The sequence below is a fragment of the Methylobacterium sp. AC433 genome (genome assembly GCF_979253015.1).
Window position 1 is genome coordinate 643,493 of the sequence record NZ_CEEDBN010000001.1, and the last position, 20,094, is coordinate 663,586.

General features: G+C 71.1%; 22 protein-coding genes. 12 read left to right on the forward strand and 10 right to left on the reverse strand.

What is annotated here, in order from left to right:
• Positions 1 to 23 precede the first annotated feature (23 nt).
• A complete protein-coding gene (locus AC0IWM_RS03130) occupies positions 24 to 893 on the forward strand; it encodes an NAD(P)-dependent oxidoreductase (protein ID WP_471753103.1) in 870 nt (289 codons plus the stop codon).
• An 18-nt stretch (positions 894 to 911) separates the two neighbouring features.
• On the opposite strand, the gene AC0IWM_RS03135 is transcribed toward AC0IWM_RS03130, so the two are convergent.
• The 5 genes from AC0IWM_RS03135 to AC0IWM_RS03155 form a co-directional block, all read right to left on the reverse strand.
• On the reverse strand, positions 912 to 1,271 hold the full coding sequence (locus tag AC0IWM_RS03135) for a hypothetical protein (RefSeq protein ID WP_471753015.1): 360 nt from the start codon (positions 1,269 to 1,271) through the stop codon (positions 912 to 914).
• 188 nt (positions 1,272 to 1,459) lie between these two features.
• Positions 1,460 to 2,326, reverse strand: a complete 867-nt coding sequence (locus AC0IWM_RS03140) for a GGDEF domain-containing protein (RefSeq protein WP_471753016.1) — start codon at positions 2,324 to 2,326, stop codon at positions 1,460 to 1,462.
• A gap of 36 nt (positions 2,327 to 2,362) precedes the next feature.
• Entirely contained in the window at positions 2,363 to 2,875 is a 513-nt protein-coding gene (locus AC0IWM_RS03145; RefSeq protein WP_471753017.1) for a hypothetical protein, read from the reverse strand.
• An 8-nt stretch (positions 2,876 to 2,883) separates the two neighbouring features.
• Positions 2,884 to 3,792 carry a hypothetical protein gene (locus AC0IWM_RS03150; protein ID WP_471753018.1) on the reverse strand — a complete coding sequence of 303 codons (909 nt, stop codon included), beginning with the start codon at positions 3,790 to 3,792 and terminating at the stop codon, positions 2,884 to 2,886.
• A gap of 8 nt (positions 3,793 to 3,800) precedes the next feature.
• Entirely contained in the window at positions 3,801 to 5,303 is a 1,503-nt protein-coding gene (locus AC0IWM_RS03155; RefSeq protein WP_471753019.1) for an FAD-binding oxidoreductase, read from the reverse strand.
• A gap of 462 nt (positions 5,304 to 5,765) precedes the next feature.
• Between AC0IWM_RS03155 and AC0IWM_RS03160 the strand changes: the two genes are divergently transcribed.
• Positions 5,766 to 6,491, forward strand: a complete 726-nt coding sequence (locus tag AC0IWM_RS03160) for a GntR family transcriptional regulator (RefSeq protein WP_471753020.1) — start codon at positions 5,766 to 5,768, stop codon at positions 6,489 to 6,491.
• A 7-nt stretch (positions 6,492 to 6,498) separates the two neighbouring features.
• Here the strand turns inward: AC0IWM_RS03160 and AC0IWM_RS03165 are convergent, their stop codons facing one another.
• Positions 6,499 to 6,900: a nuclear transport factor 2 family protein gene (locus tag AC0IWM_RS03165; protein ID WP_471753021.1), complete on the reverse strand. Its 402-nt coding sequence runs from the start codon at positions 6,898 to 6,900 to the stop codon at positions 6,499 to 6,501.
• 192 nt (positions 6,901 to 7,092) lie between these two features.
• On the opposite strand from AC0IWM_RS03165, the gene AC0IWM_RS03170 reads away from it, so the two are divergent.
• From AC0IWM_RS03170 to AC0IWM_RS03195, 6 genes are all read left to right on the forward strand, one after another.
• The gene (locus AC0IWM_RS03170) at positions 7,093 to 8,280 is read left to right on the forward strand and encodes an ABC transporter substrate-binding protein (protein ID WP_471753022.1); all 1,188 of its coding nucleotides are present in this window, start codon (positions 7,093 to 7,095) and stop codon (positions 8,278 to 8,280) included.
• 13 nt (positions 8,281 to 8,293) lie between these two features.
• On the forward strand, positions 8,294 to 9,163 hold the full coding sequence (locus AC0IWM_RS03175; protein ID WP_471753023.1) for a branched-chain amino acid ABC transporter permease: 870 nt from the start codon (positions 8,294 to 8,296) through the stop codon (positions 9,161 to 9,163).
• Positions 9,164 to 9,168: 5 nt separating this feature from the next.
• Positions 9,169 to 11,637 carry a branched-chain amino acid ABC transporter ATP-binding protein/permease gene (locus AC0IWM_RS03180; RefSeq protein WP_471753024.1) on the forward strand — a complete coding sequence of 823 codons (2,469 nt, stop codon included), beginning with the start codon at positions 9,169 to 9,171 and terminating at the stop codon, positions 11,635 to 11,637.
• A 39-nt stretch (positions 11,638 to 11,676) separates the two neighbouring features.
• Positions 11,677 to 12,147: a hypothetical protein gene (locus tag AC0IWM_RS03185; protein ID WP_471753026.1), complete on the forward strand. Its 471-nt coding sequence runs from the start codon at positions 11,677 to 11,679 to the stop codon at positions 12,145 to 12,147.
• A 226-nt stretch (positions 12,148 to 12,373) separates the two neighbouring features.
• Positions 12,374 to 13,231 carry a flagellar motor stator protein MotA gene (motA, locus tag AC0IWM_RS03190; RefSeq protein WP_471753027.1) on the forward strand — a complete coding sequence of 286 codons (858 nt, stop codon included), beginning with the start codon at positions 12,374 to 12,376 and terminating at the stop codon, positions 13,229 to 13,231.
• A gap of 34 nt (positions 13,232 to 13,265) precedes the next feature.
• A complete protein-coding gene (locus AC0IWM_RS03195; protein ID WP_471753028.1) occupies positions 13,266 to 14,180 on the forward strand; it encodes a flagellar motor protein MotB in 915 nt (304 codons plus the stop codon).
• Positions 14,181 to 14,550: 370 nt separating this feature from the next.
• Here the strand turns inward: AC0IWM_RS03195 and AC0IWM_RS03200 are convergent, their stop codons facing one another.
• From AC0IWM_RS03200 to AC0IWM_RS03215, 4 genes are all read right to left on the reverse strand, one after another.
• The gene (locus AC0IWM_RS03200) at positions 14,551 to 14,889 is read right to left on the reverse strand and encodes a PilZ domain-containing protein (RefSeq protein WP_471753029.1); all 339 of its coding nucleotides are present in this window, start codon (positions 14,887 to 14,889) and stop codon (positions 14,551 to 14,553) included.
• A 322-nt stretch (positions 14,890 to 15,211) separates the two neighbouring features.
• Positions 15,212 to 15,361 carry a hypothetical protein gene (locus tag AC0IWM_RS03205; RefSeq protein WP_471753031.1) on the reverse strand — a complete coding sequence of 50 codons (150 nt, stop codon included), beginning with the start codon at positions 15,359 to 15,361 and terminating at the stop codon, positions 15,212 to 15,214.
• Complete coding sequence (locus tag AC0IWM_RS03210) at positions 15,358 to 15,603, reverse strand: DUF4926 domain-containing protein (RefSeq protein ID WP_471753032.1); 246 nt, start codon at positions 15,601 to 15,603, stop codon at positions 15,358 to 15,360. Before AC0IWM_RS03210 ends, AC0IWM_RS03205 begins: the two co-directional genes overlap by 4 nt.
• Before the next feature lie 146 nt (positions 15,604 to 15,749).
• Positions 15,750 to 16,331 carry a 3'-5' exonuclease gene (locus tag AC0IWM_RS03215; RefSeq protein WP_471753033.1) on the reverse strand — a complete coding sequence of 194 codons (582 nt, stop codon included), beginning with the start codon at positions 16,329 to 16,331 and terminating at the stop codon, positions 15,750 to 15,752.
• A 110-nt stretch (positions 16,332 to 16,441) separates the two neighbouring features.
• Here AC0IWM_RS03215 and AC0IWM_RS03220 point away from each other — a divergent pair, with 110 nt between their 5' ends.
• From AC0IWM_RS03220 to AC0IWM_RS03235, 4 genes are all read left to right on the forward strand, one after another.
• On the forward strand, positions 16,442 to 17,527 hold the full coding sequence (locus AC0IWM_RS03220; RefSeq protein WP_471753034.1) for a phosphatase PAP2 family protein: 1,086 nt from the start codon (positions 16,442 to 16,444) through the stop codon (positions 17,525 to 17,527).
• A gap of 56 nt (positions 17,528 to 17,583) precedes the next feature.
• A complete protein-coding gene (locus tag AC0IWM_RS03225; protein WP_471753035.1) occupies positions 17,584 to 17,988 on the forward strand; it encodes a hypothetical protein in 405 nt (134 codons plus the stop codon).
• Between the two features lie 152 nt (positions 17,989 to 18,140).
• Positions 18,141 to 19,619 (forward strand): protein adenylyltransferase SelO, encoded by a 1,479-nt coding sequence (locus tag AC0IWM_RS03230; protein WP_471753036.1) that lies wholly within the window; start codon positions 18,141 to 18,143, stop codon positions 19,617 to 19,619.
• A gap of 69 nt (positions 19,620 to 19,688) precedes the next feature.
• A complete protein-coding gene (locus AC0IWM_RS03235) occupies positions 19,689 to 19,985 on the forward strand; it encodes a hypothetical protein (RefSeq protein ID WP_471753037.1) in 297 nt (98 codons plus the stop codon).
• Positions 19,986 to 20,094: the final 109 nt, after the last annotated feature.

The following is a 20,094-nucleotide window of genomic DNA, read 5'->3' on the forward strand; positions in this document are numbered from 1 at the left end:
GCAACGGGAGACACGTCATGGGCATGGATGTCGGGATGATCGGCCTCGGCCGGATGGGCCGCGGCATGGCGGCGAGCCTGGTCCGGGCCGGGCACAGGGTGCGGGTCTGGAACCGCTCGGCCGGCGCGGCCGACGGGCTGGCCGGGGTCACGCCGGTGGCGCGCGCCGCCGAGGCCTTCGCGGGGGATGCGGCGATCACCATGCTGGCCGACGACGCGGCCCTGCGCGCGGTGATCGTCGAGGGCGGCCTCCTCGACGGCGGGACCCGCCCGGGCCTCCACCTTTCCATGAGCACGATCTCGGTGGCCCTGGCCCAGGACCTCGCCGCCATCCACGCCCGGGCCGGCGTGCCCTACATCGCCGCCCCGGTCTTCGGACGCCCGGACGTCGCCGAGGCCGGCGCCCTGAACATCGTGGCGGCCGGAGACCCGGAGGCGGTGGCGCGGGCGCAGCCGCTCCTCGACGCGATGGGCGCCCGGACCTGGGGCTTCGGCTCGGAGCCGCACCGCGCCAACGCGGTCAAGCTCGCGGGCAACTTCATGCTGATCTCGGCGATCGAGGCGATGGGGGAGGCCGCCGCCCTCGCGGAGGGGCATGGGGTGCCGGGGGCCGACCTCCTCGAGCTCCTGACCGGCACCCTGTTCGCCTCGCCGGTCTACAAGAATTACGGCGCCCTCATCGCCGCCCGACGCTACGAACCGCCGGGATTCAACCTCAAGCTCGGCGCCAAGGATGTCGGGCTGGCGCTGGCCGCGGCCGGGGCGGCCGGGGTGCCGATGCCCTTCGCCAGCGTCCTGCGCGACAACCTGATCGAGGCGATCGGCCACGGCGATGCCGACAAGGACTTGGCGGCCCTGGCGGAGGTCGCGCGCCGCCGCGGCCGGACCGCCTGAGGCTCGAAATCTGCCCGCTCAGCGGCTGAAGACGAACAGCGACACGCCCACCACCATCGGCACCAGGGCGGCGACGCCGATGAACAGCGGCATGATCCAGCCGCTGCCGCTCTCGGGCTTGGCGGCCTCCCGCGCCTTCGGCGGCGCGGCCTCGGTCTTCCGGGCGAGCGCGATGCGGTCATGCGAGGGCGCGTTGCCGGCCGCCTCGTCGTCGGTGCCGAGCTGCGACAGCCCCGGGTCGTACTGGGCGATCTTGTCCCCGGTCCGGCCGCTGTCGATGTCCGCCTTCAGCATGGCGGTGGTGGGCCGCTCGGACTCGGGCGGTGTCTCGACCGCGAGGTTGCCCGGGGCGGGGGGTGTTTCGGATCGTAGGGTCATGCGGCGGCTCCATCGCTTGGGGCGCATCTGTGAGGGAGCAACGCGCCGTGGCCTCGCCCGTTCGCCGCCCGCTCTGACGCAGGAACGCTTCACGCCGGAGACGTCGTTCGCGTCCGCCCCGGCCGGCCTGCGCTGTTCAGGGAGCGTGACCCGGTCTCCGCCATCCGCACAGTCCGCGTCAGGGAGCGTCAGGCGGCGCCGCGCGCCCAGGCTTCTCCTATCGGCCGGCCCTCCGCGGCCTGGAGGGTGACCTGGTTCCGCCCGTTGTGCTTGCTGCGGTAGAGCGCGGCATCGGCGCGGGTCACCAGGCCGTCGCTGGTCTCGCCCGGCCGGAACGCGGCGACGCCGAAGGAGCAGGTCCGGGTGCCGACGGCGGGCAGGGCCGTCGCCGCGATCTGCCGGCGCAGATGCTCGGCGAGGGTCGCCGCCGCGTCGAGACCGGTCCTCGGGCAGACGATCATGAACTCCTCGCCGCCCCAGCGCCCGATCGTGTCGGCCGGGCGCGCGCCCTCCGCCAGGACGGCCGCGAGGGCGACGAGCACCCGGTCGCCGACCTTGTGTCCGTGCCGGTCGTTGATCGCCTTGAAGTGGTCCACGTCGGCCAGGATCACGCAGAGCTCCGTGCCGTCCGCCTCCGCTGCGGCGATCGCCGCCTCGAGGGCGGCGTCGAGCCGGCGCCGGTTGTCGAGGCCGGTGAGCAGGTCGGTGTTGGCGAGGCGCTCGAGGTCCTGCGTGCGCTCGGCGACGCGGGCCTGCAGCGAGGCGTTCATCTCGCGCAGGTCCTGCATCAGCCGGGCGTTCTCCTCGAAGGCCCGGCGCAGGCGGCGGACCATGGTGTTGAGTGCGTTCGTCAGCGCATGCAGCTCGTGGCGTCCCCCGGCCGTCAGCGTCAGGGGGCGGGTCCCGAGGGTGTCGGCGTCGAGATGGGCCAGGAAGCGGCTGATCTGCGCCAGGGGGCGCCCGACCATGTGGCGGATCACCACGAAGAAGATCAGCCCGAGCACCAGAGACTTCAGCGCCGAGTTGATCAGGATCACGATGAGCGTGTTCTTCACCCGGTCGATGGCGATGGCGTCGTTCGAGTGGAGCGTCTAGGAGCCGGTCGGGTAGCGCTGCCCGTCGCGCTCGGTGTGGACCAGGGCGAAGGTGCGGCTGATGGCGCGGCCGAAGACCGGGGGGGCCGCGGTCTCGGTGCCGTCGCGCGCCACCTCCACGATGCGGCCGTCCGGCCCGGTGATGGTCCCGAGGGCCTGGACGCGACGGCCGTTCTCGTCGCGCACCTCGACGCCGAGCACCGCGGGCAGTTCCGTCATGCCGGTGAGGATGCCGGTGAGCACCGCGGCGTTGAAGCGCCACTGGGCATCCTCGATCCCCGGGCCGAAGGTCCGCTCCATGGCGGACAGGTCGTCGCGCAGCCGGTCGCTGGCGCGCCGATACTCGATCGCCATCTGGACCCCCGTGAGGGCGATCGCCACCACGATGTAGCAGCCGAAGATGACCCGCATCAGCCGGGTGGCGAGGGCGCGGCTGGGGGGCGGCACCTCGGAGGCCCGCCCGGGGCCGGCGGACCCGGGCGTCCGGGAGCGGAAGGGCGATCTGGGCATCCGCGGCGCTACTCGCTCGACAGGAAGGACGAATCGTAGACGGCGTGAAGCTTGGGCAGGTCCTCCGGGGCGGACCAGGCCTCGATGATCCGCCGGTACTCCGCCGTCGGGCGCACCTCCGACAGGATCGCGTCGATCCGGTCGATGATCTCCCGGCCCCAGGGGGTGCGCGAGCACATCACCCGGCTGAACACCGGCTCCGGGGCCTCGGCCAGGGGCAGCCCGACCCAGGGCCTCGGCTCACCCAGGGCCGCGGCGTAAAAGGCCGCGATATCGGCATACTCGACGAGGTAGTCGAGCCGGCCGTTCTGGAACATGCGGAAGGCTTCGTCGAACTCGGAATGCAGCTGCGGCGCCCCCACACCGAGCAGGATCGCGTCGATCGCGGGGCCCAGGGAGCGGTTGCGCAGCATGCTGGTGCGCAGGTCCGGATGGTCCGCGAGCAGGCTCCGCAGGGAAAGGGGCCCGAGGGCCTCGAAGCGGGCGCGCTGCTCCTCCCGGACCATGATGCGCAGGGGATAGAACATCCCCGTGGGGCGCGAGAAGTACGCGAAGGCCTCGCGCTCCGGCGTCCGCACGCCGCCGACGAAGCACCAGTCCGCCCCCTGCTTCATGGCGCTGACCACGCGGGGGAACGGCGCGTTGATCGTGTGATGGGCGTAGCCGTCGAGGCGCTTCATCAGGATGTGCCTGATGCGGTCCGCGATCCCGCCATCGGCCTGCGGGCCGTCGGTGATCATGTAGGGGGCGGCGGTGTAGCGCGTCCAGGTCACCTGCCTGAGGGGGGCGGCCGCCTCGGCCGCCGCGAGCGCCTCGCCCGCGCGGGCGCACGGGACGGGGCCTGCCGCCAGCACCATGCACCCCGCGAGCGCCGCGAGGCCGAGGACCGTTCCTGGAAGCCGAAGGGACCGGAGCATCGGTGCGGCTACTCCGCCCGCGCCGTGGTCGAGTCCAGCGGGATGCTCTGCGGGAATCGGAAGGCGTTGCCCGGGTCCACCTGCCGCTTGATCGCCTGCAGCCGTTCGAGGTTCTCGCCGTAATAGGCGAGCTTCCAGTTCGGAAGGTCGCGGCTCGGGAAGTTCACGTAGGAGCGCGGCATCACGAAGCGCTGCATCGCCGCGAAATACTCGGCCAGCCAGGCCTGCTGGCGCGCGACCACGTCCGGCGGGTCGATCGGCGCCCACGAGGTTTCCATCTCGAAGATGAAATCCGCCGTGCGGTGGACGTAGGCGGTGTCGGTAGGACGCTTGTCCTTCACCCGGCCGCCGACCGCGAACAGGATGCCGAGATTGTCCTGGCGCACCGAGCCGCCCGGCCAGCGCGTCATCCAGGTGAGCATGGTCTCCAGGGCCTCGCCCGAGAGGCCGCCCGCCACGTAGCTTGAGCGCATGTCGTAGAGCCCGGTCGGGTCGTCGGTCGCCAGGTAGTCCCGCGCGCTCCAGTAGTCGAGATGATTGATCTGGGCGAGGTCCGGCTTCAGCACCGCGAAGGCCGGCGCCATGACCTCGCGCAGGTCCTCCGGCGTGCCCCAGTAGATCCCGAGGGTCTGCGCGCCCAGGTCGCGCCGGTCCGGAACGCCGGGGCGCCTGGGGGCGATCTTGCTGCGTGTCGCGAGCATGGTCGCATGGTCGCGCTGAATGCGCTGCAGGGCCAGCATCACCTCGACCTGGCGCTGGGCCGGCCAGGCGATGTTGAAGGTCGTGACGTGGCCGACCGGGTCGAGGGCGAAGGTGAAATCCGTGTGGACCCCGAAATTGCCGCCGCCGCCGCCGCGGGCCGCCCAGAACAGGTCGCTGTTCTCGCCGCGGAGCTCGCTGGCGCGCCGGAGCAGGCCATCCGCCGTCACCATCTCGGTGGCGCGCAGGCTGTCGCAGGTCAGGCCGAAATGGGTCGCCGAGAAGCCCCATCCCCCACCGAGGACGAGGCCGCTGGTTCCCACCGTGGGGCATCGTCCCGACGGCACGGCGTGTCCGGTGCCCCGCAGCGCGTCGGCCATGTCCTGGTTGCTCGCGCCGCCCGCCACGGTGACGAGGCCGGCCTCCAGGTCCACCGTGACCCGGTTCATCGGCTTGACGTCGATGAGCAGGCCCTCGGTCGTGGAGAAGCCCGCGTAGCTGTGGCCGCCGGAGCGCACGGCGAAGGGCTGGTTCTCCTGGCGCGCCCAGGCGATGCAGGCCTGCACGTCCGCGGGACCCGCGCACATCGCGATCGCGGAGGGGCGAACCTCCGCCCAGCGTGCATTGTTGGGCCAGGCGGCGTAGGCATAGCCGCTCTCCCCGGGGCGCAGCACGCGACCGCGCAGATCCCGGGCGAGGGCGTCGAGGCCGCGCGTCTCCCGGGCCGTGGCGGCGAAGGGGATGGCGCCGACGGGGGCGGCGGCAGCGGCCCCGACCTGAAGAAAGCGTCGGCGATGGAGCCCTTGCGGCATGGTCTGCAATCCGGATGCGGGTACTCGATCCCATGCCATGGGAAAGCTCAACGCTGGGTTAACCGGGCCAATAAATCAATGGTACTTGGATCGTATAGATCTGAAAAACGTGATCAGATCTCTTTCGATGCTGTATAATTCCTACGACGATCCGCCGATGATTTGTGGGATGGGGGAGGCCTCTTTCCAATCTGTGTAATGAGACGGCGATGGGCGCCGTCCTGAAGTAACGGCCCTGGCGGAAACACTGGCTCGTCAGACTGGCGAGGACCGATGCGCGGGCCGATGCGGGCGACGATCGTCCGCGCGCCCGGTGGCGCAGGCCTTCGCCGTCGGCGCCTCGGCGGGGCCGATCGTGTTCGGGCCGTGACTTGCGCAACCCCGGCTGCCGGCACAGGAACCCGTCTGGTCCCGCTCGTGCTTCCGAACCGTCGGGAACGTTGCGGGAGGGATCGGGACGACATGCGGGACGACGTGCGGGACGACGCGACGCGGGTGGAGAGCCGGGACCGGGTGGGTTCGATCTGCCGCTCCCTGCGCCGGGCGATCGTCGAGCGGGCGATCATGCCCGGCGACCGGCTGCCGGAAGATGCGCTGGGTGAGCGCTTCGGCGTCAGCCGCACCATCGCGCGCCAGGCCCTCGGGCAACTGGCCGGGGAGGGGCTGGTGGAATTGCGGCGCAACCGCATCGCCGTGGTGGCGACCCCGAGCTGGGCGGAGGCGCGGGACACCTTCGACGTGCGCATCAGCCTGGAGCGCCTCGTGGTCGCGCGCCTCGCCGGGCGGCTGACGCCGGAGCAGCAGGCGGCGCTGAACGCGCATATCGGCCAGGAGGAGGCGGTCCAGTGCGGCGCGGACGGCGCCTCGATCCGGCTCGCCACCGAGTTTCACCTGCTGCTCGCCCAGATGACCGGCAGCCCGGTGCTGGAGCGCTACGTGGCCGAACTCGGCTACCGCTGCGCCCTGGTGCTCTCGCTCTACAGCCGGCCGCATTCCGCCGAGTGCGGGGTCAGCGAGCACCGCGCCCTGGTCGCCGCCCTGGTCGCGGGCGACCCGGAGCGGGCCATGGCGCTGATGGACCATCACCTCGACGCCGTGGCCGAGCGGGCCCGGATCGTCGCGACCCCGCCGCGCGAGCGCGACCTCGGCCGCCTGCTCGCGCCCTATATCGAGCCGGTGGGCGCCTGAGCCCGCCTCAGGTGTTCAGGCCGTGCTGGCTGAGGATGCGCTCGGCGCTGTCGTTCCAGACCTCCATGGTCACGATCAGGCCGTCGCGCACCGTGAAGCGGTCGACGTAGCGGTTGCCCTCGAAGGGCGTCCCGTCCGGCCAGGCGCCGTAGAGGGTGCCGAGGCTGTAGACCGTGGTGACGCCGTCGCCCGGAACCACGTCGAGCCGCTCCATCCGCTTCTTCACCCAGGCGTAGCGTCCGGCATTGAAGGCCGTGACCTCACGGGGATGCGCGAAGGTGCGGCCGCCCGTGAACACGATGGTGATGCCCGGCGCCATGTAGCCGGCCGCCCGCTCGGGATCGGGCACCATCGAGGCTTCGAGATAGGCGGTGACGTTGGCGGCATCCCGGGCGGTGGTGTCGGTCATGATCGGATCTCCTGGGTCAGGCCCATCCCTGCCGCAAACGCCGCCAAAGTGCATGCAACAAGTGTATGCACTTTGGCGCATCGGGAGGCAGTGCGGCGGCTGTCCGCGAAATTTGTCGAGCCAATTCAAGGCCGAAGCCGATGGCACAGGGGTTGCGGACCGGATCCCGACGCATCCGCCGGAGACAAGTCCATGCGCAGACGCCAGACGCCGCACCTGACCCGCCGCCTCGCCCTGGGCGCCTGCCTGCTCCTCGGGTTGCCCTTCGCCGGCACCGCCCGGGCCGAGGAGCCGATCCGGATCGGCCTCGTCACGGCGCTGAGCGGGCAGTCGGCGAAATCCGGCGAGGCGATCTCCCGCGGGATCGGCCTCGCCATCGACGAGATCAATGCCGGCGGTGGCGTGCTCGGGCGGCCCCTGGAACTGGTGGCGCGGGACGACGAGGCCAACCCGTCGAAGGGCGTGCTCGCCGCCCGCGAGCTGATCCAGCGGGTCGGCGTGGTCGCCCTGGTGGGCGGCCTCGACACGCCGGTCTCGATGGCGCTGGTGCCCATCGCCAACCAGATGAAGGTGCCGTTCCTCGGCCCCTGGGCCGCCGGCACCGGCATCACCCGAAACGGGGCGGCCGACAACTACGCGTTCCGGGTCTCGGCGGTCGACGCCCTGGTGGACGAGGCCCTCGTCGCCTACGCGGTGAAGACCCACGGGGCGAAGAAGCCCGGGATGATCCTCGTCAACAACGCCTGGGGCGAGTCGAACCAGCAGGGCCTGACGGCGGCGCTCAAGGCCGCCGACCTGCCCGCCGCCGGCATCGAGAAGTACGAGGCGGCCGATCTCGACATGGTGCCCCAGCTCACCCGCCTGCGGGAGGCGGGCGCCGACACCCTGTTCCTCGTCGGCAATGTCGGACCCTCGGCCCAGGTGGTGAAGTCCCTCGACCGGATGGGCTGGAGCGTGCCGGTGGTCTCGCACTGGGGGCCGGCCGGCGGGCGCTTCGACGAGCTCGCCGGGCCGAGCGCGGCCAAGGTCCACTTCATCCAGACCTTCACCTTCGCGGGCAACACCAGCCCGAAGGCCCTCGCGGTCCTCGATGCGCTCAAGGCGAAGTATCCGGCGATCAAGTCGATGGCCGACGTCACCCCGGCGGTGGGCATCGCCAACGCCTACGACGCCACCCACCTGCTCGCCCTGGCGATCAAGGCCGCCGGCTCGACCAAGGGACCGGAGGTGCGGGACGGCTTCTACAAGGTCGCGAGCTATCCGGGCCTGATCAAGACCTACGACAAGCCCTTCGCGCCGGGCCGGCACGACGCCCTCGGGCCGCAGGACTACGTCTTCACCCGCTTCAAGGATGGCGAGATCGTCGCCGTCACCAATTGACGGGGCGGGGCCGATGCTCACGGGAACGCTCATCACAGGCCTCGGCCTCGGCAGCATGTACGGTCTGGTGGCGCTCGGCTTCCACATCACCTACGCGGTCTCGGGCACGGTGAACTTCGCGCAGGGGAGCGCCGTCACCCTCGGGGCGGTGCTGGGCTACACGCTGGGGGTGACTCTGGGCTGGCCGATGCCGGCGGCGATCCTCGGGGCGCTCCTGGGCTGCGCGCTCCTCGGCCTCACGGTCGAGCGGCTGCTGGTCCGGCCCTTCGTGGAGAAGGGCTCGGATGCGTGGCTGCTCGCCACCGTGGCGGGCGGCATCGTCCTCGACAACGCGATGCTGTTCACCTTCGGCAAGGAGCCGCGCAGCCTGCCCTCGTCCCTGGCGGTGACGCCGGTGGAGATCCTCGGCACCGGCATCTACCCGCTCCAGCTCCTCATTCCCGTGGTCGGGCTCGCGGTGGCGGTGGCGATCCGGACCCTGTTCCGCCGCACCGACCTCGGCCGGGTGCTGCTGGCGGTGGCGCAGAACGCCGACGCCGCGCGGCTGATGGGCATCGACGTCCGGCGCACGGTGGCCTGCGCCTTCGCGCTTTCGGCACTGCTGGCCGGGGCCGCCGGCCTCCTCATCGCACCCTTGTTCTCGGTCTCGGCCGAGATGGGGGCGCTGTTCGGGATCAAGGCCTTCGCGGTGGCGATCCTGGGCGGCATCGGATCGGCCACCGGCGTCGTGCTGGCGGGCCTGCTCTACGGCCTCGTCGAGGCCGGCGTCACCGCGACGCTCGGCTCCACCTACACCCAGCTCGTGGTGTTCTCGGTGATCATCCTGGCCCTGGCGCTCCGCCCCGACGGCCTCCTCGGCCGCGCCGCGATCAACAAGGTCTGAGCCCGATGCACCGCTTGCGCGCTCCGGCCGCGATGCCGCTGACGATCCTGGCCCTGACCCTGGCGGGCCTCGCCCTGGTCGGGCTGACCGGGGGCTACAGCCACTTCGTCATCGCCCTCGTGGCCCTCACCACCGTGGCCGGGACGGGGCTCAACGTCCTCCTCGGCCTGACCGGGCTGATCTCCTTCGGGCATGCGGGCTTCTATGCCATCGGCGCCTATGCGAGCGCGATCCTCACCGGGGCCGGCCTGAGCTTCTGGCTCGCGGTGCCGGCCGCCGGCCTCTTGTCCGGGCTGGTCGGGGCCGGGCTCGCGGTGCCGGCCATGCGGGTGAAGGGTCCCTACCTCGCGATGGTCACCATCGCGTTCGGCTTCATCATCGAGCATGCGCTGATCGAGGGCGGGTCGCTGACCGGCGGCCAGAACGGCCTCGTGGTCACCGTCGGGCCGAGCCTGTTCGGAGTTCCCTTCGCCGAGCGCGAGCTGGCGTTCCTCGCCGTCCTCGCCGCGGGCCTCGGCCTCTACGGCTTCCACCACCTCGCCCGCAGCCGCCTCGGCCGGGCGATGCGGGCGGTGCGCGACGCCGACGTGGCGGCCGCCTCCCTCGGCTTCGACCCGGTCCGGGTGAAGACCCTGGCCTTCGCGCTCTCGGCGGCGCTGACGGGCCTCGCCGGGGCGGTGCTGCCGCCGCTGATGCTGTTCATCGCCCCGAGTTCGTTCCCGTTCTCGCAATCGATCCTGTTCGTGCTCTCGGTGGTGGTCGGCGGGGCCGGCACGGTTCTCGGTCCGCTGTTCGGCGCTCTCGTCACCGTGCTCCTGCCCGAGACCCTGGCGGGGCTCGCCGAGTACCGCCTGCTGTTCTTCGGCCTCGCCACCCTGGTGGTGCTCTGGCTGGTGCCGTCGGGGATCGTCGGCACCGCGGCGCGGCTGCTGCCCCGGCCGCGAACCGGCGCCGCTCCCCCTGCCGTCGATTTCGGCCGGCTCATCGGGCAGCGCGGGGCCGAGGCCCTGGTGGTCGAGGGCATCGGAATCAGCTTCGGCGGCATCCGCGCGGCCGAGGGCGTCTCGGTCCGGGCGGAGGCCGGGGCGGTGACGAGCCTGATCGGCCCCAACGGCGCCGGCAAGACCACCGTGCTCAACATGATCTCGGGCTTCTACCGGCCGCAGGCCGGAGCGATCCGTTTAGGGAAGCGGGACCTCGCAGGCGCCCCGGCCCACGCCATCGCCCGGGCCGGCATCGCCCGCACCTACCAGACCACGCGCCTGTTCGGCTCACTGGGCGTTCTCGACAACGTCGCCCTCGCGTTCGAGCCGGGCCGCCTCTGGCGCCGCTCCGGCGAGGGCGACCGCGCCGCCGCCGCGTCCCTGCTGGACTTCGTCGGTTACGCGGGCGACCTCGACCGGCCGGCCGCGGAGCTGCCCCATGTCGACCGCCGCCTGGTGGAGATCGCCCGGGCGCTGGCCGGCCGGCCACGCATCCTCCTCCTCGACGAGCCCGCCGCGGGCCTGACCCGGGCCGACACCGACGCGCTGGGCGGGCTCCTGCGCCGGATCGCCGCGCAGGGCATCGCCGTGGTGCTGGTCGAGCACGACATGCCCCTGGTCATGGGCGTCTCCGACGCGATCCTGGTCATGGATGCCGGGCGTCCGATCGCAAACGGGAGTCCGGCCACGATCCGTCGCGACCCGGCGGTGATCCGCGCCTATCTGGGCGGGGCCGACACGCCCGCGCGGCCCCGCGCCGCCGCCTGGACGCCGCCGGCCGACGCGGTGCTCTCCACCCTGGGCCTCACCGCCGGCTACGGCGCCGCCCCGGTCCTCGACCGCGTCGCCCTCGAAGTCCGCCCCGGCGAGACCGTGGCGCTGCTGGGCGCCAACGGCGCTGGCAAGTCGACGACCCTGCGGGCGCTCGCCGGCCTGCTCCGGCCGGTCTCGGGCGGGATCGTGCTGGAGGACCGGGCCATCGCGCAGCTGCCCGCCCACACCATCGCCCGCCTCGGCCTCGCCCTGGTGCCCGAGGGGCGGCAGGTCTTTCCCGAGCTGACCGTGATCGAGAACATCCGCCTCGGGGCGCATGGCCGCAAGGCGCCCATCGACCCGGCCGAGATCGAGGCGCTGCTCACCCGCTTCCCGCGCCTGCGCGACCGAGCGACGAGCCGGGCGGGCCTGCTCTCGGGGGGCGAGCAGCAGATGCTGGCGATCGCCCGCGGGATGATGGCGCAGCCGCGCATCCTCCTCCTCGACGAGCCCTCCCTCGGCCTGGCGCCGGCGATGATCAACGCCCTCTACGCCGTGGTGGCGGACCTGCGCGACCAGGGCGTCACCATCCTGATCGTCGACCAGATGGCGGCCCTCGCCTTGACGGTGGCCGATCGCGGCTACGTGCTGGAACAGGGCCGCGTCGTCACCGCCGGCACCGCCGCCGAACTCAGTGCCGATGCCGGCCTGGAGGCCGCCTATCTCGGGGCCGCCTGACGCGGCGACCGGAGCACACCGCAGACCGTAGAAATCAAAATGATCAAGCGCTACAGCATCTTCGCCGACTACCATCAGTTTTATCTGTGGGATCACGGGGCGGCTCCGGATGCGCCGACCCAGTACACCGAGGCGGATACGGTCCGCCGCATGAAGACGGCGCCGTTCGTGGTCGTCGTTCAACCCGAACGCAACATGGATGTGCCGGTCGAAGTCGAGATCGCGGACGGACCGCCGGAGCCGGACCTCGACGCCTGGGATCATGTCGTCGAGGCCAGCCTCGACCTCCCGTCAGGCAGGCTCGAAATTCACGAATGCACCGGAGGCTCGATCGACGTTCTGGACGTTGCGTCGGGCACGTACCGGGTCAGGGCCCATCACGGTGGGTTGAGGACCTTGAGCGAAGACCGTCTCGACGGGGACGATCACTATCGGATCGTGCTGTGGCCTGCGCCCTTCGCGAACCTCGCCGTCCTGAAGCAGTACATGGATCCGCACGTGACCGAATAGGCGAACCTTGATGCGGGCGAAGGACCGCATTCAGGGGCCGCGGAGATCGCTGTGAGTGGCGAAGGCGGGTCGGAGGCGGGATGTCCGCTTCGGGATAAAGGGCCAAGGTCCGTGTGATGATCCTCTGGCCCCAGCTCTAAACTCGCCGTTAACCTTAATCATCAATTTGTCGATGAACGAGTGGCTTCGCGAGGGCTGTCCCTGCCCCGCGTGAGGATGGCAAATCATGCGGCTGACCATCGGTGCAATCGTCGTCTTCGTCTGCGTCTTCGGCAGCTACGCGGCGATGGGTGGCCACCTGGAAGTCCTGTGGCAGCCGTTCGAGTTTGTCATCATCCTCGGTGCAGCCATCGGTGCCTTCATCATCGGCAACACCGGGTCGGTGCTCAAGGCTGTGCCGGCCATGTTGGGCACGATGGTGAGGGGCCCTCGATACAGACAGCAAAGCTATGTTGAGCTGCTGGGGATGCAATATTCCTTGTATAAGCTTGTGAAGCAGAAGGGCATGATGGCGCTCGAGCCGCACATTGAAAATCCGAGCGAGTCGACGCTGTTCAACGCCTTCCCGACCTTTGCGGCGAACGATCACGCGGTCGAGTTCGTCTGCGACTACATGCGCATGCTGATGCTGGGCGCCAATAACGCCTACGAGATAGAAGCTCTCATGGACGAGGAGCTGGAAACACACCACGAGGAGCAGGAGCAGGTCGTTTCGTCCATGCAAGCGCTCGCCGACGGAACACCGGCGCTCGGCATCGTCGCCGCCGTGCTTGGCGTGATCAAGACGATGGGAGCGATCAAGGAGCCGCCGGAGGTGCTGGGACATCTGATCGGCGGCGCGCTTGTAGGCACCTTCTTTGGCGTGTTCGTCGCCTATGGCTTCTTCGGGCCAATGGCGCAGTCGCTCAAGAGCCTCCTCAAGGCCGAATCCAAGTACTACCTTTCACTCAAGGTGGGTCTTATCGCCCATATCAGCGGCCAGCCGCCGGTGATGTCGGTAGAATTCGCCCGCAAGGCTCTGATGAGCGACGTCCGCCCGACCTTCAACGAAGTGGAAACGGCAACCGCCGCTCTGCCCGCCTAGATTTGACGCAATCTCGAGCAGGGACTCGACGGCCATGGCCCTCCAGCCGATCATCGTTATCAAGAAGGTCAAGAAGGCCCCCCACGCACACCACGGCGGGGCCTGGAAGATCGCCTATGCGGACTTCGTGACCGCCATGATGGCGTTCTTTCTGCTGATGTGGCTGATCAGCATGACTACGGAAGAGCAGAAGATCGGTTTGGCAGAATACTTCGCGCCGGCGGCCATGAGCCCTCAAACCAGTGGCGCCGGGGGAATGCTGTACGGCACCGCCCTGGACACCTCCGGCAACAAGGCGGCCATTCCGCGCGAACCGGCGCGGGGCTCCGCAGACACGTCCGGCGACAAGGCGTCCGCGCGGCGCGACGCAGCCAGGGGCTCTGCCGAGCAGGAGGACAAAACGCGCCTGACCAGGCCCAGTGACCTCGATACCAGCCGTCCGGCCGTCACCGAGCAGGCCAATTCCAGCGCCGCTGCTAGCCTCCGGCAGGCGCTCCAGAAGATGCCCGAAATCGCCGAACTGTCGCGCAACATCGTGATCGAGCCTAGCAAGGAGGGCGTGAACGTTTCTCTCGTGGACCAGGATGGCCGCTCCATGTTCCGCGAGGGCTCCGTCGACCCCTACGAGCGCACCCGTCGCGTGCTGGAGGCACTCGCGCCCGCCCTGCGCCGGCTGCCCAACAGCCTGTCGATCACCGGCCACACGGCCGCTGCGCGCCCGGGCTCGGCGCCGGCCGGCGAACCTTGGAACCTCACCACCGGGCGTGCGCTCGCCGTGCGCGAGATCCTGGTGGGGGCCGGGGTTCCCAACAACAACTTCGCTTCCGTCGTGGGACGCGCCGACACCGAGCCGGTTTTCCCCGACAATCCCTACATCGCGCCGAACCGACGGGTGACGATCACTCTGCTCAATGCGAGCCCGCCGGCGCCCCCCAACCTCTTTCGCTGACGACAAGGCGCCTCGGCGCCTTCGAAGGGCTTGTCGCAAACCGGGACGTAGGTCGCAGGGGCCTGCCGCAAACGCGCGGCGTTTGCCTCCTGTAGACCATCTGGCCACCCCGATCCTGTTCCGCCGCCGCCAAGCTCAAGCGGCGCTCCAGGGCCGAGTGTCGAGACTCGCGCTGGGAAGCCGCCCTGACCACCGAGGGTCGAAGAAACGATCGTGTTCCCGACATTTGGCCTCGGGTGCGGCATTCCGGCCGTGCGTGAGCTGAACCGTCCGTTTCCGACCCTCCGCGGACACCCGGAAGGCCTGCTTCGCGGCAGCCTGGCGGAGGATGACCCACGTCCGGATCGGGTGGCTTCCTGCCTGTCCGGTGTCAGAACGTCGATACCCTGCTGCGCCGGGTACCGACCGACTCGTACGATGCATCGGCCGCGTCGCGCGGGCTGTCCGTCACGACGGGTTTGGGGGCGATCTTGCCGACCTGTTCGATCAGGAGGCCCGCGAAGTGGCCTCTGCGCCAAGCCAGCCTGACGCGGCAGACGAAATCCTTGCCGACCACCTTCAGCACGAAGCTGTCCGGCAGTTGGAAGGACGCAGGGACCGCGATCTTGGCGCCGGTCTTTGAGACGTCCTTGACGGTATAGGGGATCTCGATGCCCTCGAAGGTCCGGATGAGCCCGATCCAGTCCGTCTCGTTGCGGGGCGCGCGCACACCGAACTCTGCCGAGGCATCCGCACGCGCCTTTCGCCTGTCCTGAGACATTCCCGATCACCCCGGCGCCCTTGTGAGCGAGATTTTAAACCAGCGCGATCAAGAAGCTCGTCGGGGCCCGCTGCGGCTGAAGCCGGATGGGCATCGCTCGATCCATGATCGGCAGCCTGCGAACGGTCGCTCGTCGGCATCGTGAGGCGTGACCGGGACAACGAAACCGCGCCGGTTGCGGACCGTCCGTTTCAGGCCTCAGGGCCGAGGCCGGTTTGCCGCTTTCAGCGGCCCTTCACACGGTCGAGCGGATTCGGGCTTGACCCTCGGATCAGGGCCACTGCGCCGACCGGTCCCGGTCGGGAAAAGCTGTCACGAAGCGGCCCGTCTCGCCCTCGGCCTCCGCGATCACCAGCCAAACCGAGCGGATCTTGCGGGTATCGATGCCGAGACGGTGCGGAACGACCGCGTTCCCGCTCACCGATCCGCTGGTACGGCGAGCGTCAGGAGCGCGGGCGGGACGGTCGCAAGGGCATCGGCAGGCTCGGCGAACTCGACCAGATAGGCGCAGGCTCCCGGATAGACCGCGACGATCGTCCCTTCGGTCCCCGCTTCGATCTGCGCGCCCGACTCGGCGTTCACCGCACCGATCAGCACGACGCGGTCCAGGTCTCGCAAGCCTGGACGGTCGTTCCTCAGCAGGAAGTGCGTTTCGATCGACATGAAAGGGAAGATACGCTGCCCGTCAGACGGCAAAAGAGGCCCCGATCTACGCCGGACGCGGGCGGGTGACGAAACGCCGTCGGCCTCGCCGGACGCAGGCTCTGGAGGCTGGCCAGGCGATCGGCCGGCCTTCGCCGTCAGACCGCTCAGCCCGCCGGGCGGGCGACGTCCTCGCGGAGCAGCGCCTCGGCGCGGCTGCGGGCGCGCGCCCAGCGCCGGCACTCGCGCTGGGCATCCGACAGGGCGCGATGCTCGGCCGCCGGATCGTCGCGCGCCTCCAGCCGCAGGGCCGCCAGGAGCCTGCCCGCCTGGGCATCGCGCGCGGCCGGCGCCACGCCGCCCGCCGCGAGCACGTCGAGGATGACGCGGCGCTGCGCCTCCGCCGTGGCCCTCAGGCGCAGGGCGTGGCGCGGCAGGCCGGCGGCACGCAGGAGCCGGCTCAGCCACTGACCGTCCCAGGAGGGCGCCGAGGCGTAAAGCGTCGCGTCGCGCAGGGCGGTGAGCATGTGCAAGGCCACCCAGTCATGGGCGATGCCTTCCTGCACCAACCGCTCCCGGGCGAGCCCGTGCACCGCTTCGGCCTCGGGCGCCCAGTCGGTCCAGCCCGGAGCCGGGCGGATGAGGAAGCTCTCCGAATCGCCATCGGGAAACACCCACGCCACCTCGATCGGGTAGCTGGTCTTGGCCAGCGAGGATGCCTCGAAATCCAGGAAGGCGATGCGGCTCAACGGTGGACCATCGGGACTGAGACCGGACCGGGATCGGAAAAGGAACGATGCCGGGCAACAAACCGGCGCAAAGCCGAGTTCCGGCTTCGACGAACCAAGAAGGATTCCGGGTGAGCGACGCAACACCGATCCCGATGCCCGCGCGCGGAACCCGCCGCTGGCTCGCCGATGCCGCCCCCGTCGCAGGATCCTTTCTCGTCAGGTCCGCCACCCTCGCCAGGCCCGTCGCGCGCATCCACCGGATCTCGGCCGCCCTGGCCGCGCCGCATCCCGCTCTCTGGGGCCTCGCCCTGGCGGTCGCCCTCCTCGATGCCGTGTGGCTGCGCCGGAGCGGAATCACCCTGGCGCCGTTCGGCTTCGGCGTGGCGGCGGCGCTGGTGGCGGCGCTCCTCGCCCTCGCGGTCCTGTTCGGCCCGGTCCTGTCCGAGCCGAAGCTCCGGGCGATGGCCCTGGCGAGCGCCAGCCTCATCGCCGTGACCGTGCCCATCGCGGTGCTGCACTACCTCACCGCCACCTGGGCGCTGCCGCTGGCCGATGCGCGCCTGGCGCGGGCGGAGACCGCGCTCGGCTTCGACTGGCCCGCCTACCTCGCCGCCCTGCAGGCGCAGCCGCGCCTCGCCTGGTGGCTGGCCCTCGCCTACCACACCAGCGGGCCGCAGGTCGGGCTCACGGTGATCGTGCTCGGCGCCACCCTCCGGGTCGGCCGGCTCTGGGCCTATGTGCGAATGTTCGCGGTGCTGCTCCTCGCGGTCGTGCTCGCCGCCGCCCTGGTGCCGGCGGCCGGACCCTTCGTGCATTACGGTCTCGCCACCGTGCCGGACGGGTCCATCGAGACCCTGGGCGCGCTCTGGCACCTCGACGCCCTGGAGCACCTGCGCGCCGGGACCCTGCGCACCCTCGCCCTGGAGGACATCCGCGGCCTCGTGACCTTTCCCTCCTTCCACGTCTGCCTCGCGGTGCTGACCGCCTGGGCGCTGGCACCGGTCCGGGTCCTCGGTCCCCTGGTCATCGCGCTCAACGCCGTCATCGTCGTGGCGACCCTCGGGGCCGGCGGGCATTACCTGCCCGACCTCCTCGCGGGCTTCGTGCTCTCGGTCACGGTCATCGGCGGACGCGCGGCCCTGCGCGGACGTCGCACGCGTGCGCCGGGCCTTCGGCCAGAACCCGCCCCGCACGGGTCGCGTTGTCCGGGGTGAATGCGCGCGGCCGAGCCCGGCGGCGCGCCCGCCCCCATCCGACGGAGAGGATCGACATGCGTCCTTCCAGCCTCGCCATCGCGGCGGCCCTGGCCTGCGCCGCGGCCTCCGCCCTGCCGCTGCCGGCCGCGGCCCAGAGCACCGGCTACGTCACCGGTTTTCCCGGCAGGGACCCGGCCGGCGACGACGAGATCGGCTGGGGTCCGGCCTATCGCCCGGAGACCAGCTTCTCGCAGCCGGGTACGCCCCCGACCCCGGGCGATTTCGCGGGCGCCGCCTACCGGGCGCGCACCGGGCGCGGCCCCTACGACGACGTGCAGAGGATCGGGCGAGAGGCCGGGCCGCGGTCCGGCCTGCGCGGTGCCCGCTTCGCGCCCGACGATGCGGTCGAGGCTCCGCCCCGTCGGCGTCACCGCGCCGTCCGCCATCACCCGCCCCGGGGAGAGCGCGCAGACCGCTGAGGCCCTCGCTCTCCGACAGGACGGCACCGCGCGACGTCAGGCGCGGAGTCTGGCGCGCTGTCGGGGCTGACATGATTTGCCTTGGCGCGCGCGGCGCCCCACCTCGTGGGTCGAAGCCGTCCGCCGCGCCGCACACGGGACCAACGCCCTCGATGACAGCCGCCATTCCCTTCGCCAACACCTATGCCCGCCTGCCGGAGCACTTCTTCGCCGCGGTGAATCCCACGCCCGTGGCGGCGCCCCGGCTGATCCGGGTCAACCGGGAACTCGCCGCCGAACTCGGGATCGATGCCGCCTGGCTCGAGAGCCCGGAGGGCGTCGCGGTGCTGGCGGGCAACCGGGTGCCGGAGGGGGCCGAGCCCCTGGCCATGGCCTATGCCGGCCACCAGTTCGGCAACCGCGTCCCGCAGCTCGGGGACGGGCGGGCGATCCTGCTCGGCGAGGTCGTCGGGCGCGATGGTCTCCGTCGCGACATCCAGCTCAAGGGTTCCGGCCCGACCCCGTTCTCCCGGCGGGGCGACGGCCGCGCCGCCCTCGGGCCGGTCCTGCGCGAATACGTGGTCAGCGAGGCCATGACGGCGCTCGGCATCCCCAGCACCCGCGCCCTGGCGGCCGTGCTCACCGGGGATTCCGTCATGCGCGAGACGGTCCTGCCCGGCGGCGTCCTCACCCGCGTCGCCACCAGCCACATCCGCGTCGGCACCTTCCAGTACTTCGCCATGCGGGGCGACGTCGACGGCGTACGGGCGCTCGCCGACCACGTCATCGGCCGGCACTACCCGGAACTGGCGGAGGCACCGAATCCCTACGGCGCGCTGCTGACCCGGGTGGTCGAGCGCCAGGCCGACCTCGTCGCGCGCTGGCTCCTCGTCGGCTTCATTCACGGGGTGATGAACACCGACAACTGCGCCGTCTCCGGCGAAACCATCGATTTCGGGCCCTGCGCCTTCCTCGACGCCTACGATCCCTCGGCCGTGTTCAGCGCGATCGACGAGCATGGCCGCTACGCCTACGGCAACCAGCCGGGCATCCTGCACTGGAACCTGACCCGCTTCGCCGAGGCGCTGCTGCCCTTGCTGGCGCCCGAGACCGAGGACGGCATCGCCGTGGCGCAGGACCTCCTCGGCGCCTTCGGCCCCCGGTTCGAGGCGGCCTATTACGGCGGCCTGCGGGCCAAGCTCGGCCTCACGACGGAGCGGGACGAGGACCGCGATCTCGGCCGCGCCCTCCTGGAGGCGATGCAGGCCGGGGGCGCCGACTTCACCCTGGCCTTCCGGCGCCTCGGGGCGGCGGCCCTCGGCCCTGAGAGCGACGGACCGGTGCGCGACCTGTTCACCGATCCCACGGCCTATGACGCCTGGGCTGCGCGCTGGCGGGCACGCCTCGCCGCGGAACCGTTGGAACCGTCCGAGCGTCGGGCGGCGATGGACCGGGTCAACCCGGCTTTCATCCCGCGCAACCATCGGGTCGAGGCGGTGATCGAGGCGGCGATCGCGCGCGACGACTTCGCGCCTTTCCACGAGCTCGTGACGGTGCTGGCCCGGCCCTACGACGACCAGCCCGCCTTCGCGGCCTATGCCGCGCCGCCCCAACCGCACGAGCGGGTGCTGCGGACCTTCTGCGGCACCTGATCCGAACCGGCTTCGTCCGGGCGGCGTTCTCCGGTCGAGGAGACCCTGCTCATGACGGAGACGCGCCGGATGCCGACAGATCCCTTCGCCGAGGCCGCCTACGACCAGTCGCGCGGGCACATCGTTGCCGCCAAGCCGGAGTCCGGTGGCCTCGCCACTGGGCCGCGAGACACGGTCACCGGGCAGGTCGAGGACGCGCCCGGCGAACCGATGGACCGGCCCGGAACCGAGACGGCGGAGGACGGCGCCATCGACGGGCCGCGCCTGACACCGCAGGGCCGCACCGGCGACGCGGCGCAGGACGCGGACGAGACCGATCCGATGGGCGGCGTGAAGACCGGGCAGACGGACAAGGCCGAGGGCTGAGGCGGCCGGACCGACCGATCCGTTCTCCTCAAGCGGCGGCGGAACACGCCTTGGCTTCCGGCGTTTCTGGTATACTGTATTTCACTGACGATTGTCACCGCATGCCAGG